Raw genomic sequence first — 13,642 nt, forward strand, 5'->3', positions numbered from 1 at the left:
GCCGCCTCTATTGCATCATGATGTGTCAGCATCTTGATGCCTGGGGCAAAGCTCAATCCGATAACCCTGTCAAAGATATATTCGCACAAGCCGCCTGATTTTTAGTTGATCAACTGATAATATTCTACCACACTGATCAAAAAAGTCATTTAAAACAGGTGCTGTGTTAAAGTACGCCTTTTTTAGGACATATATCACAGAATCATCGCTTTCATCTTTCTTTTGGGGATAGTATTTACTTTACAATGTTCATTAGGGGCGAATCCCCTCTATTTATGGTCTAAATGCCCTTCAATTCCGAAAGGCTATGAAGGCTTTGACGAGGAAGTTTTACTTTCCACCTAGTGCATGTAGAGTAAGTTCCACCACTTCTTCAAGGTTGTGATCCTTTTCCTCAATTGTGATGTCCGCATACTTTTCATATAGCGCACTTCTCTCATTGTAGAGGGATAAAAGAGTCTGCCCTTCTCTCATGACTACGCCGCGCTGTTTCGCATCCTGCAGGCGGTTTGTCAGCTCTTCCATATCCACCTTGAGGTAGACTACTCTCCCTATATTCTTGTAGTGCTCCATTGCCTCCTTGCCGTAAACTACGCTTCCACCGGTAGCAATGACACTTTTTTCTTCCTCTATCTCGGAATTTGTCCTGTTTTCAATCTCAATGAATTTCTCAATTCCCTGCTCTTCGATGATTTCGGACAGTCTTTTTCCTTCCCGCTTCTGGATTACCAGATCGGCGTCCACAAAGTTGTATCCAAGAATCTTCGCAAGAACAACTCCCATCGTGCTCTTACCCGAAGCCGGCATACCAATCAATATAATATTGTCTTTCTTCATTTCCAGTTTATCCAATCTCTATAATTACAATTTAATTTCCGCCACAGTCTGCCTGGACCATGCAACTGCACCGCATCTTGTACAACCATAACGCCTGTAATTTCTTGTAAATTTCGAATCGCGTTTTCTGTATATCTTGGCACCGCAGCCTCTACAGGTAAAAACGTATTTTATCGCCAGCGGAGTGCTCTTGTAATCCTCTACTCCCTTCTCACTGCCCCTGGTTATGCGTTTTATGTTATAGCCGTAGATTCTATTCATAATATCCGCATTTTTCTTCCAGCGCCCTGTATGATTCATACTATCCTTGCAGGTATGCAGTATCTCATGGATCATGGTCTCCAACACGGCTTTTTCGGAAATTCGGTCATCCGTAAGAAGCGCTGATGATATCTGTATTGCGTACGTACCATCAATATTCTTTTTACACTGTCCCCATCTTGTTTTTGCTCTTTTGTTAATCTCCCAGGATACAATATTGCCTATTTGTATCCCCGCGCTTTTTACATCGCTGAGACTCTTTTCTTTTAATGCTTCAAAATCCTTCATGTAGTTCTGTTATCTCCGTTAGTCAGCCTCTCTGAAAATAATCTCGCCGTTGTCCTTCATCTCATCGATAATAGCAAGAGAAGTGACGTCGTATCCCATCTGCCTTAAGTCCGCGCCTCCCTGCTGGAATCCCTTTTCTATGCAAATTCCTATGCCTTCCACCTTTGCTCCTGCCTGGTCACAGATTTCTACCAGTCCTTTCATGGCATTCCCGATAGCTATGAAATCATCGATTAAGAGAACATGGTCATCCGAATTTAAATATTCTCTCGAAACTATTGCATCATATTCTTTTCCATATGTGAAGGAACTCACCCTTGATACATATACATCATTACCAATATTAAGACTCTTGGATTTCTTGGCAAAAACAACCGGAACTCCAAAGTGCTTAGCAACAGCGCAGGCTATCGCTATTCCTGAAGCTTCGATAGTAAGAATTCTGGTTATCTTTCTATCCTTATACTTCTCGTAAAAAGCTTCTCCTATCACTTCCAGAAGCCCTACATCAATCTGATGGTTCAAAAAGCTGTCCACTTTAAGAATGTTTCCGGGATATACCTTGCCACACTCAAGAATCTTTTCCTCAAGAATCTTCATGATTGTTCCTCCTCATAAAAAACTACTATATCCGTTCCTGCTATTAAACACCAAAGCTGCATATTTATTATATAATAATTTGCTTTGCTAGATTTCTAAATTATTAGTGAAATAAAAAAGCTGCCCGAAGACAGCTTTTTGTATATATACTCATTTTCCCGGCACACAGGTTACTTATCCAGAATTTCAGCGGCTTCCTTCAGAAGGCTGATTATTGGCAGGTGCTGAGGACAAACTCCTTCACACTGTCCGCAGCCGATACAGTCGGAAGCGGCTCCCGATCGCCCTTTGAGCCCGTTATAGAAATTCTTGGATCTCCAGTCATCGGGATACCTTCTAAGTGTATTAATTGTCCTGAAAACATCGGGGATACTGATGTTTTGAGGGCATCCCGGGGTACAGTATTTACATGCTGTACAACCTATCTGGGGAATACTGAGGATCGCCTGTGTCACTTCATCAATTATAGCCTGCTCTTCTTCGGAAACAGGTTCAAAATTCGTAAAGGTCTTTATATTATCGATAATCTGTTCTTCATTTGACATACCGGATAATACAGTCATTACCCCGGGAAGTGATGCCACAAACCTGAGAGCCCAGGAAGCCACGGAATCATCAGGTCTCTTTGCCTTGAACTTTGCTTCAATATCGGGAGCCATATTAGCGAGCATGCCTCCTCTTACAGGCTCCATAACGATAATCGGAATATTTCTCTCATGCAGAATATTATAAAGGGCCTCTGAGCGTACTACGGGGTTGGTTCTGTCCAGATAATTAAGCTGTATCTGCACAAATTCAACCTCAGGATGCGCGTCAAGAATCTCCTCCAGAAGCTCGGGGCTGCCGTGATAGGAAAAACCAAAATGCTTTATTTTGCCTTCCTCTTTTTTCTTGATTCCCCACTTAAAGCAGCCATACTTTACATATGTATCATAGTTTGAACCATCTTCTATTGAGTGAAGGAGATAAAAATCGAAATAATCAACACCTGCTCTTTCAAGCTGCTCTTCAAAAATCCTGTCTACATCGCTTTCCTTTTTAATTTCCCACGCAGGCAGCTTAGTAGCCAGCATGAAGCTGTCTCTTGGATACCTCTTTACAAGGGCTTCTCTCGCAGCAACCTCAGAATTGCCGCCATGGTATACGTAGGCAGTATCAAAATAGCGCTTATCCATTTTCATATAATGATCCACCATTTTGCAGACCTGCTCCATGTCGATTGCCCCATCAGACTCCGGAAGACGCATAAGGCCAAATCCAAGCTTTGGCATGTTATTTAAATTAATAGCCATAAAACCTCCTTAAAAAAACCAGAAATCCTGCAAATAATTATAGCGATTATTTATCAATTCCATCTTCTTATATTTCGCGATTCAATCTGTCATTTTTTGTCGTCGTCATATATCCCGTTAACCATGTTCCAGAATTCCTCTGCAACCTTGGAAAGATTGCGTTTTGAACTTTTGACCAGTACATAGCCTGCAGTGACATCCGGCTTGACGATGCGCTTAATAACCACGCCTTTACTGATATATTTGGCTGCAGATGCGGGATAAATTGCGATTCCAAGCCCGCCCGCAGTCAGTTCGTAGGCGTTCAGCATGTGCGCTATACGGCAGATTATCTTTGGTTCACAGTTTAATGGTGCAAACCAGTTCTCTATCTCTTTTCTTCTGGATCTTCTGGAGGGAATAATAAGCTCATAGGGTGCAAGCTTGGCGATTTCTATGGAATCGCCTTTTTCTGTGGCAAGTGGGTGATTTTCCGGTATCATTGCAACCCAGGGCTCCGTGTAAACAAGCCGCCCGTCCAGACCCTCTTCATCATAGGGAAGCGTTATAACTCCTACTTCGTTTAGCCCTGCATGAACTCTCTTCACAACATCGTCGGAATTTCCGTTCCACACCTCGTATTCAACAAGGGGATATTTTTTCTTAAAATCACAAATCCAGCTCGCGAACAGTTCAGGTGCGTGTCCTTCAACCGTAGCAAGGTACAGCCTGCCTGTAAGGCCTTCTCTCATCTCTCTGATATCCTCAAGAGACTGGTCGGAGAGCTGCTTAATACGCCTTGCGTACTGCATAAATCGCTCGCCTGACTCCGTAAGCTCAAGTCCTCTTGCCTTCCGTACAAACAGCTGCGTATCAAGCTCCTCCTCCAGATCCCTTATCTGCCGGCTGAGCGGAGGCTGCGCGATACATAGCTTCTCTGCAGCCTTTGTAAAACTGCCTTCTTCCGCTATTGTAAGGAAATATCTGATATGTCGAAGTTCCATAATGCTCTCCTTTCACATATACCTTTTAGGTATATCATATCCTCTTATATATGTATTATACAACAGCTATGCAAGGTGTTATGCTGTAATCAGCTAAAGGAAATACGAAATAACGCCGAAGGAAAACGGCATGAGATGAAACATATAGTACATATCTTGTTTAAGAAAGGGGGACAGGTTATGAGACATCTTTTTAAAATGATTGAGGAAGCACTTGAAGAATACTATAAGACTTTTGCATAAAGTTTAAAATCCGCGGCCTCGCCGCGGATTTTTTATTTTATACAATATTGGTATTAGCTTGTCATATCTTAGTCGTCCACTTTGTACAATCTATTACTTCCGTAGCAAGATCCTCGTAAAATTCAGGCTCATGACAGACCATAAGCACGGTTCCCTTGTACTCTTTAAGCGCTCTGTGAAGCTCTTCCTTAGCATCTACATCAAGGTGGTTTGTGGGCTCGTCGAGTACAAGAATATTGGATTCCCTGTTCATAAGCTTGCACAGGCGGACTTTTGCCTGTTCACCACCGGAGAGTACTTTACATTTACTCTCTATATGCTTGGTGGTAAGACCGCATTTTGCCAGAGCTGACCTAACCTCATACTGGGAAAATGACGGGAATTCATTCCATATCTCCTCGAGACAGGTTGTCTCTATATCAGGTGACATTTCCTGTTCAAAGTACCCGATTTCGACGTTCTCACCCCTAGTAACCTTACCTGAAATAGCGGGTGTTATTCCCAAAATACTCTTCAACAGGGTGGTTTTACCGATTCCGTTTGCACCGGCAAGTACCAGAAATGAGTTTCTCTCAATTGCCAGATTGAGCGGTTTTGAAAGCGGCTCATCATAGCCTATTATGAGATCCTTTAGCTCAAACAGGTATTTCCCCGGTGTCCTCGCTGTCTTGAAATAGAACTCCGGCTTGGGCTTTTCCTGAATCTTCTCAATAAGCTCCATATTATCGAGCTTTTTCTGTCTCGCCATCGCCATGTTTCTGGTTGCAACTCTTGCCTTATTCCTGGCGACAAAATCCTTTAAATCCGCAATCTCCTGCTGCTGTCTGTTATATGCAGCTTCTCTCTGTGCTTTCTTTACCTCATAGACTTCCATAAACTTATCGTAATCACCCACATATCTGTCGAGACTGTGAGTCTGTCCGTCCATGTGATAAATGATATTCACAACATTGTTTATAAAGGGAATATCATGCGATATTAAAATAAAGGCATTTTCATATTCCTGGAGATATCTGGTCAGCCAGACGATATGCTCTGCGTCCAGATAGTTTGTGGGCTCGTCCAGAAGAAGGATATCCGGCTTCTCCAATAATAGCTTTGCAAGAAGAATCTTGGTTCTCTGTCCACCGGAAAGCTCCGTTACATCGCGCTCCAGGCCAAGCTCCAGAAATCCCAGCGCCCTTGATACCTCTTCGATCTTGGAGTCTATCAGATAAAAATCGTGATTTGTCAGAAGATCCTGGATTGTTCCCAGCTCTTCCATATACTCCTCAAGCTGCTTTTCATCTGCCTCACCCATCGCGTCACAGATTTCATTCATGCGTTTTTCCATATCAAAAAGAGGCTCGTAGGCTGAAGCGAGGACATCTCTTATCGTCATACCCTCTCTGAGGACCGCATGCTGGTCAAGATATCCGACCTTAACATTCTTAGCCCATTCGATATTGCCCGAATCAGGCATGAGTTTACCGGTGATTATATTCATGAAGGTGGATTTTCCCTCACCGTTTGCTCCCACAAGTCCTATATGCTCCCCTTTGAGGAGTCTGAATGACACATCATCAAAAATAGCCCTGTCTCCAAAACCATGTGTCAGATGTTCAACATTTAAAATACTCATTTAGTTGCTCCTTTCTATCAATACAGTATATTGCATGGTGGCAGTCATTTGAAGAGCGAATTAAAACCTTGCATTACAGCCGAAAATCCGCTATATTATCAATATCAAAGACAAGGGCGTCTGCTATTTCGATTAGCCGATGCCCCATTTTTTTAGATAAATTCCAATCGTACACGGAAGGAGTGAGAGGTTATGAAAAAGAAATTGTTAGGTATTGTAATGGCATGTATGATGGCTACTGTAGCCGGCTGTGGCGGCGCTTCAGGCGAGTCAACACAGCCTGCATCAAGCACTGATGAGGCAGCTGCAGAGGCTCCCGCAGGCGATGCTTCGGGCAAAGTTTGGAAAATCGCTACGGATACATCCTTCAAGCCATTTGAGTACACCGATGACAGCGGAAATTTTGTCGGAATTGATATGGATATTCTCGCAGCTATCGCTGAGGATCAGGGCTTTAAATATGAGATGCAGGTTCTTGGTTGGGACGCTTCAATCGCTGCTTGCCAGGCAGGTCAGGCAGACGGTATGATCGCCGGCGCATCCATCACAGATGAGAGAAAAGAGTCCGGCTGGATCTTCTCAGACGGCTACTATGATGCAAACCAGAGCATGGCTGTAGAAGCATCTTCAGACATCACAGGCTTTGACGGCCTTAGCGGCAAATCTGTTGCTGTTAAGACAGGTACTATGAGCGCATCTTATGCTGAAAGTCTTGCTGATCAGTACGGCTTCACTGTTACATATTTCGAGGATTCACCGACCATGTATCAGGCCGTTGTAGGCGGACAGGTTGCTGCAACTTTTGATGACACACCGATCATGGCTGCCAACATCAAGGATTCCGGACTCTCCATGAAAATCGTGGACGGAACAGGTAATGATCCCGCTCAGTACGGCTTTGCTATCTTCAACGCAGACAATCAGGAGCTTGTAGACCTGTTCAACAAGGGACTTGCAAACATCAAGGCAAACGGAAAATACGACGAGATCATAGCTAAATATCTTGGTGAATAACCCGATTATTATTGCCTGCAAAAAGCCTCATTATGGGGCTTTTGCAGGCTATTGTGCATTTTTATGAGGAACAAATAAATGGTTAAGATTATTACAGTATATGGCGGTATGCTGCTGGTGGCTCTCGGAAGAACACTTCTTCTTGCCCTTCTGGGCCTGTTTTTTGCATGCATCATCGGTATGATCTTCGGAATAATGGGTGTCATTAAAAACAGAGCCTGTAACATCATTTCCCAGATATTCGTAGACGTCATAAGAGGCGTTCCTATGATTGTTCTGGCGTTTTTTGTTTATTTCGGAGTTCCGTATTTTTTCAATACAATCATCGGAGGCTTTTCAATAAGTCTGACCGCACTGCAGGCAGGAACTATCTGTCTTGCTTTGAACTGCGGCGCATATATGGCTGAAATTGTCCGCGCGGGCATTCAGTCAGTTGATATCGGTCAAATGGAAGCAGCTAGATCACTCGGTCTCACCTACGGAATGGCTATGAGAAAAGTCGTTCTTCCTCAGGCTATTCGGACCATGATTCCCACTTTCATCAACCAGTTCATAATTACACTTAAGGATACCTCGATTTTGTCGGTAATCGGCTTCCCGGAGCTCGTCAACACCGCTAAAAATGTGCAGGCGAACACCTTCATGTCCTTCCAGACATGGGCCATCGTCGGAATCATGTACCTTATCGTTATAACTATCCTTTCACGAAGCGCAAAGGTGGTTGAAAGGAGGCTCAGCGTTGGCAGATAAAAACGAAATCAAAATAAAAGTTCAAAATTTAAAAAAATGCTACGGAAGTCTGGAAGTACTTTCGGACATTTCCGCAGAAATACATAAGGGTGAAGTGGTCTGTGTAATAGGCCCCTCCGGTTCCGGAAAATCGACCTTTCTTCGCTGTCTCAACAAGCTTGAGAAGGTTACATCGGGAACAGTTGTTATTGATGGAAAAGATATCACTCAAAAGCAGATAAACATCAATCATGTCCGCGAAAACATCGGAATGGTTTTCCAGCATTTCAACCTTTTCAACAATCTGAACATATTGGACAACCTGACTCTGGCTCCCGTTCAGCTCAAAAAGTGCAGCAAGGATGAAGCCGTAAAGAGGGCCAAGAAAATGCTTGAGAAGGTCGGTCTTGCTGACAAGGAATCCAGCTTCCCCAGCCAGCTTTCAGGCGGTCAGAAGCAGCGCGTAGCTATCGCAAGAGCTCTTTGCATGGAACCTGACATCATGCTTTTCGACGAACCCACCTCTGCTCTCGATCCCGAAATGGTAGGCGAGGTTTTGCAGGTTATGAAAGACCTTGCGGCAGACGGAATGACCATGGTTATCGTAACGCATGAAATAGGCTTTGCGCGTGAGGTGGCCGACAGGGTTATCTTCATGGATGCGGGCTATATCGTTGAGGAAGGAACTCCTCAGGAAGTTCTCCTTAATCCCAAAGAAGAAAGAACCATAGATTTCTTAAATAAAGTCTTATAAATAACGGTGGAATTTATGAAGAATATAATAACTATAAGCAGACAGTTTGGTGCCGGCGGAAGCACCATCGGCCAGGCTGTCGCTGACAGACTCGGATTCTATTATGGTGACAAGGATATGATATTAAAAGCTGCTATCGAAAGCGGTAACCTCTCTCCGGAGGAAGTCCGCTACTACGATGAGCGTGTTCCTACAGAGTTCGGATTCGGCCAGAGTCTTTTTGATTTCTATAACAAGCCCCTGGATGAGCGCCTTTTCAATGCACAAAAAGAAGCGATAAAAAAAGTCGCTGAAAAGGGTAACTGCGTAATTGTCGGAAGAAACGCCAATATCATTCTTAAAGAGTACGACCACACTCTCCACGTTTTCATCGCTGCCTCTGAGCATTTCCGCCTGCAGCGCATGCGCGGAAAAATGCCCGGTGTCTCTGATGAGAAAATTCTCGAGCATATGCATTCAGTTGACAGGACCAGGAAGAAATATTGTAAGCACTACACCGATACCACTTTCGGAAGCGCCGAATTCTATGATCTGGCGGTAAAGAGTTCAACGTTAGGCATTGACGGCTGTGTTGATCTTATATGCAAGGCAGCGCAGGATACCTGATATAATAACATCCAAAACCATTAAAAAGGCCCCGGAGTATGATTAGCTCCGAGGCTTTAACTATATCCATCAAACCAAAATTATTTCTTTGATTTCTTACCCTTAGGCTGCTTAGCCTTCGCATAGATGGTTGTGCTGGTTACTCCATAGTATTTGTCTTCAATATCGTAGTAGACTACCATAATATTTGTAGGCGCATAGTCTGAGTAATATACTTCGTCAATAGTCGTAGTCTTATTTCCTAGTTTAGCATCCTTGTCAACTTCTGTTGTAGTCCACTTTCCTGAATTAGATCCATATTGTCCAAGCTTTATGGTTTTTCCGGACTTAACCGTCTTGTATTTCATACCACGATTGTACTCGTAATTACCATAAACCTTATCCAATACATCTCCGTCTCCGTTATAATCATGGGGTGTAGCATTCGTCTTACCTTTTGCAGACGAAGATCCATACTCACTATCAACATCATAGTATGTATTGGAATACTTATCATAATCCACGCCTTTTATAGACTTCGGCTTTTCATACGTTCCAACGAGAATTTTTACAATCTTATAGCCCTTATTGGCCTTAACTACAAGCCTGCCTTTTTTCTTTGTTGAAAGATTATAATCATAGGAATTTACTTTTCTGCCATAGTTTATATAGTTTTTGTCCCCATAGTGTTTCTGAATCAGGGATTTTCCACCAAAAGAGAAGGTCTTAAAGACATCTCCATCACTTCTTACTGTGATCTTAACAGCAATCTTTCCTGTCTGTTTACCGTATTTATTGTAAACAGCAAAGGAAACCTTTGATGTGCCGCATCTCTTAGGGGTAAGCTTTATGTAGACTGCCGCAGCTGAACCGTTTGAATTCTTATATTCTGCTGATTCTTTGTCGTATCCGGTTCCTTTAGCATTCTTCGGAATTATTATCTTTTGTCCTGTTGAAGTACGGTAATAATAATTTCCATTCTTATCCTTTTCAATATCAGCATTTTCATCAGTCTTTGCAACACCGCCCTTACTACGGTCAATTGTTGCTGTGAGGACACTGTTTTTGGATGATTTAAGCTTCTTTATGGCAACATCGCCATTTCTGAGTCCGACACCCAAAAGAGTCGGTCCATCAGAATTTATATAAATTCGCTTAGTTAATGTCTCCTCCTCAGCATATGTAGCCTTCGGATCTGCATCTGATCCGGTTGCTCCCGAAATCTCGTTTTTAACTGTTGTCCTTACCAAATAATATGTTTTGTTTCCCTTGACTGTAGTGGTCACTCTCTTAACAGTGCTATCGCCGGAATATTTCGCAGCCTCCGCCTGAAATGCCTTATAATCCGTAGTCTGGTATATTATCGTATTATCTTCGGTAATAAGCTTACTGGAATATGTAACATTTGTTTTTTCCTTCTCTAATTCAATATACCTGATAGGATAGCCTGCGGCATTAACCGAAGACGGCGTAGCGAACGCTACGGACAGCGCAAGCGCAAGTGCGGTTGCACCGATTTTTGAAAACTTTCTCATACACTTTCCTCCATTTTATAAATGTTTTTGTCCCCTCGTACAGTGTTCCATTATATCAAAGCGTGATAAAATAACAATATGTTCATAAACAGAAAAACTCATTATTTATCGGATTCACTATTCTGCGCGTCAGGAATTCATCTCCTGGCGAACTTAATACTGTTTATTGCAAGACAGCTCATCAGATCGAAAAACGCATCCCGTCCGGACATGCTGAATTCCCGCATTCTGATGAGTCAGTTTATCGTGTCATCACTCATGATTCTCGTGATGGCTTTTGTTTTCGTGTCAAAATGGCGTGCGCTAAAAAAATCCCTCTCTGTCGTGGAGGAATCCGACAAACTCAAAATGGCGGTCCTTCAGCAGGAGGTAATGGGCTCAAGCGTTCCGACTCTCTCCGGTGATGCAATAATCCAGCTCCTTGAGCTCTGGGGCGTGATACTGGTCGGCGTACGCCTTGTTTATGATATTTCTTCAATTGTATATAGGAAATTCATTTTGAATCTTACAGAACTTGCCGATTACACGAAAGAACTTCGTGAGCAATATGTCATGATTTACAACAGCTCTCACGGCTTTAAATATATAAGCCTTCTTGTGGCGCTACTTCTCGGTCTTTTCATGACGGGAATATGTCTTAAGGACAGACTATTAAAAGCAATGGCCCTTTTACTTATAAGTTTTTTCCTGATATCCTTCGTCCTTCTCGGAATGCAGACAGTAACTGTAGGCGACTATAGAATAGGTATTGTATGGTCCTCACTTATCTTCCACTTCACTGAGACCTTCGGGCTACTGGGTTTAGGTATATACCTTCGCCGAAGATATGTCGGAGTATGACCACCATACAACCACCCATACAATATTGTATGACTCATCTATAGCATTCTGTCAGAAGCCAGAAGAATACTGTTTCCTCTGTTTTCACACATTGTAAGGCTCGTATATTTGAATATCCCCTGCAGGAACTTCTGCGTAATATAAGTCTGCATCTTCACAGTTCCACCTGCATCGTTGATAACATTCATAGCGATAATTCCATCAGGCTTCATGATCATCTTTGCCATTTTCAGCATATTCTCGGTAACAAGCCCTCTGGCTATCCTGTCTCCTACATAAGCATCGTACAGGATAAAATCATAGAGAATTTTCTTATTATCACTTACTCTAAGGTTATATTCCGCAATCTGTGATATATAGCTTTCGCCTGCCATGCATTTTATCTCAAGCCTGTCGCTTTCTTTTATTCCAAAGAATCTGTCTGCTACATCTATACAGCGATTATCCATCTCCACCGCGGTCATGGAATTCTTTTTATCAATTCCAAGGAATACCTCTGAAAAAACCAGCCCTCCACCGCCTATCATGAGTGCCTTATGTAATCCGCTGTATTTTCTGCAGATATCCTTCAGCATCACCATATATTTAAAAAGCGGATACTTACGTTTATGTTTTTCCAGATAAACTCCAGACTCTCTGGTTTTATCTGAATAAAAAATCCTGACAGCTTCCCCGTCCTCAATTCTGTCGACCACAGAAAGTCTACGATCCTCACTCACGTATACAGTTTTAGGAAAAATAAGTAATCTCAGAATCTCTAATGTAGTCATCAACTGCTACCTCAGGCTTTGAACAAACAATCCGCACAGCGGAATCGTAACCACGGATAAAAGTGTCGTCAGCGCAACGCCCATAGATGCTGTCTCTTTGTCACCGTCATAGGCCTCCGCCAGCATAGCAGTCATACTTCCTACGGGAGTTGCAACCATAACAAAGCATACACCGAGCAGAATCTTGTCCGTGATGAAGAAATGCAGCCAGAAAATGGTAACAACAGGTATTATGATCAGCTTAATGAATGCAAATACCAGGAGCCTCTTTTTGGAAAACAGCTCCTTAAGCTTCATTCCCGCAAGAGAATAACCTATTACCATCATACTCATGGGCACCGTAAGGCCGCTCAGAGAATCTATGACACTCTCAATGGAAGCTGGAACCCTCACCCTGAATAAAAAGAGTGCAACGGACACAAAAACTGCTATGACGCCTACATTAAAGATCTTTTTCCACTGGATATTCAGCCCTTCTCCGTCTTTGCTATCACCCTGCATAACACTTATACCATAGGTGTAGATCAGAAGGTTGAAGGGAAACTGGAAAAACGCGGCATATAAAAGTCCCGTCTCGCCATACATCGCAAGAATTATAGGGAAGCCCATGAAGCCTATGTTTGAAAATATCGTCATAACTCTGTAGGTTCCCACATGCTTAGCATCCACTCGAAGGAGCTTTGGCAGGAAAACCGCGATAATTATCAGCTCTGCATAGATAACAACCGTTACTATTGCACAGGTTATCAGCATGTCATGTCCGATATATGTCTCCTGGTTTATTCCCGCAGACAGAATAAATGCCGGACTTGCAATATTTACTACGATGGCGGACATTCCTTTACTGACCGCATCGTTCATCATCTTAGTTTTTCTGCAGATAATTCCTACGCCCATTAAAACGAACAGAATTATCATCTGCTTAAGCATTACCATCTTTATAACTCCTTCGGGTATAACAAGAATCTTTAGAGGCCTCTGGCATATGTGTGGAAGCCTACGCACCTTAACAACATAACAATATATACTTGAAAAGCCATCTGGCTTTCCTTAAAGTGTAGCTGACTAAGAAACACAAAAGGAAAGGATCCAGATGACTTCAGCTACTACTTTATTCAAGGAACTCTTAAATGTCAATGATACGATTATTGATGATATCAAAGTCTCAAAGAACCACTATGATGAAAAGGTTCTTATAGCCAGGATTCATCCTCGCAAAGGGCAGCAATGGAAATGCCCTATATGTGGTAAGCGATGCAAGGTTTATGACCAGCCATACGAAGAAAGACG

General features: G+C 42.8%; 15 protein-coding genes. 6 read left to right on the plus strand and 9 right to left on the minus strand.

The window, feature by feature from the left end; all coding sequences use genetic code 11:
• Positions 1-330: 330 nt before the first annotated feature.
• From BLR42_RS20195 to BLR42_RS20225, 6 genes are all read right to left on the minus strand, one after another.
• Positions 331-837, minus strand: a complete 507-nt coding sequence (locus BLR42_RS20195) for a shikimate kinase (RefSeq protein ID WP_091873075.1) — start codon at positions 835-837, stop codon at positions 331-333.
• A gap of 24 nt (positions 838-861) precedes the next feature.
• Complete coding sequence (locus BLR42_RS20200) at positions 862-1,386, minus strand: SprT family zinc-dependent metalloprotease (RefSeq protein WP_026498118.1); 525 nt, start codon at positions 1,384-1,386, stop codon at positions 862-864.
• 18 nt (positions 1,387-1,404) lie between these two features.
• Entirely contained in the window at positions 1,405-1,986 is a 582-nt protein-coding gene (locus tag BLR42_RS20205) for a xanthine phosphoribosyltransferase (RefSeq protein WP_091873077.1), read from the minus strand.
• Between the two features lie 170 nt (positions 1,987-2,156).
• Positions 2,157-3,278, minus strand: a complete 1,122-nt coding sequence (locus tag BLR42_RS20210) for an aldo/keto reductase (RefSeq protein WP_091873079.1) — start codon at positions 3,276-3,278, stop codon at positions 2,157-2,159.
• Positions 3,279-3,367: 89 nt separating this feature from the next.
• Positions 3,368-4,261 (minus strand): LysR family transcriptional regulator, encoded by an 894-nt coding sequence (locus BLR42_RS20215; RefSeq protein ID WP_091873081.1) that lies wholly within the window; start codon positions 4,259-4,261, stop codon positions 3,368-3,370.
• A gap of 304 nt (positions 4,262-4,565) precedes the next feature.
• A complete protein-coding gene (locus BLR42_RS20225; RefSeq protein ID WP_091873085.1) occupies positions 4,566-6,125 on the minus strand; it encodes an ABC-F family ATP-binding cassette domain-containing protein in 1,560 nt (519 codons plus the stop codon).
• 192 nt (positions 6,126-6,317) lie between these two features.
• Between BLR42_RS20225 and BLR42_RS20230 the strand changes: the two genes are divergently transcribed.
• The 4 genes from BLR42_RS20230 (at position 6,318) to BLR42_RS20245 (ending at position 9,228) form a co-directional block, all read left to right on the plus strand.
• A complete protein-coding gene (locus tag BLR42_RS20230; RefSeq protein ID WP_091873088.1) occupies positions 6,318-7,139 on the plus strand; it encodes a transporter substrate-binding domain-containing protein in 822 nt (273 codons plus the stop codon).
• A gap of 78 nt (positions 7,140-7,217) precedes the next feature.
• Entirely contained in the window at positions 7,218-7,889 is a 672-nt protein-coding gene (locus BLR42_RS20235; RefSeq protein WP_026498122.1) for an amino acid ABC transporter permease, read from the plus strand.
• Positions 7,879-8,622, plus strand: a complete 744-nt coding sequence (locus BLR42_RS20240; RefSeq protein ID WP_091873091.1) for an amino acid ABC transporter ATP-binding protein — start codon at positions 7,879-7,881, stop codon at positions 8,620-8,622. The genes BLR42_RS20235 and BLR42_RS20240 overlap by 11 nt, the downstream gene beginning before the upstream one ends.
• Positions 8,623-8,637: 15 nt before the next feature.
• On the plus strand, positions 8,638-9,228 hold the full coding sequence (locus tag BLR42_RS20245; protein WP_091873094.1) for a cytidylate kinase-like family protein: 591 nt from the start codon (positions 8,638-8,640) through the stop codon (positions 9,226-9,228).
• An 80-nt stretch (positions 9,229-9,308) separates the two neighbouring features.
• On the opposite strand, the gene BLR42_RS20250 is transcribed toward BLR42_RS20245, so the two are convergent.
• Positions 9,309-10,742 (minus strand): hypothetical protein, encoded by a 1,434-nt coding sequence (locus BLR42_RS20250; protein ID WP_091873096.1) that lies wholly within the window; start codon positions 10,740-10,742, stop codon positions 9,309-9,311.
• 78 nt (positions 10,743-10,820) lie between these two features.
• Between BLR42_RS20250 and BLR42_RS22490 the strand changes: the two genes are divergently transcribed.
• A complete protein-coding gene (locus BLR42_RS22490; RefSeq protein WP_139165224.1) occupies positions 10,821-11,582 on the plus strand; it encodes a hypothetical protein in 762 nt (253 codons plus the stop codon).
• Positions 11,583-11,620: 38 nt separating this feature from the next.
• Here BLR42_RS22490 and BLR42_RS20260 read toward each other — a convergent pair whose 3' ends face one another.
• Positions 11,621-12,352: a spermidine synthase gene (locus BLR42_RS20260; RefSeq protein WP_091823597.1), complete on the minus strand. Its 732-nt coding sequence runs from the start codon at positions 12,350-12,352 to the stop codon at positions 11,621-11,623.
• Between the two features lie 6 nt (positions 12,353-12,358).
• Positions 12,359-13,288 (minus strand): AEC family transporter, encoded by a 930-nt coding sequence (locus BLR42_RS20265; protein ID WP_091873098.1) that lies wholly within the window; start codon positions 13,286-13,288, stop codon positions 12,359-12,361.
• Positions 13,289-13,445: 157 nt separating this feature from the next.
• Between BLR42_RS20265 and BLR42_RS20270 the strand changes: the two genes are divergently transcribed.
• On the plus strand, positions 13,446-13,642 hold a 197-nt coding region (locus BLR42_RS20270), incomplete at its 3' end, for a hypothetical protein (RefSeq protein WP_207648521.1).

The organism is Butyrivibrio sp. INlla16 (assembly GCF_900104155.1).
In the GTDB taxonomy this organism is placed as follows: domain Bacteria; phylum Bacillota; class Clostridia; order Lachnospirales; family Lachnospiraceae; genus Butyrivibrio.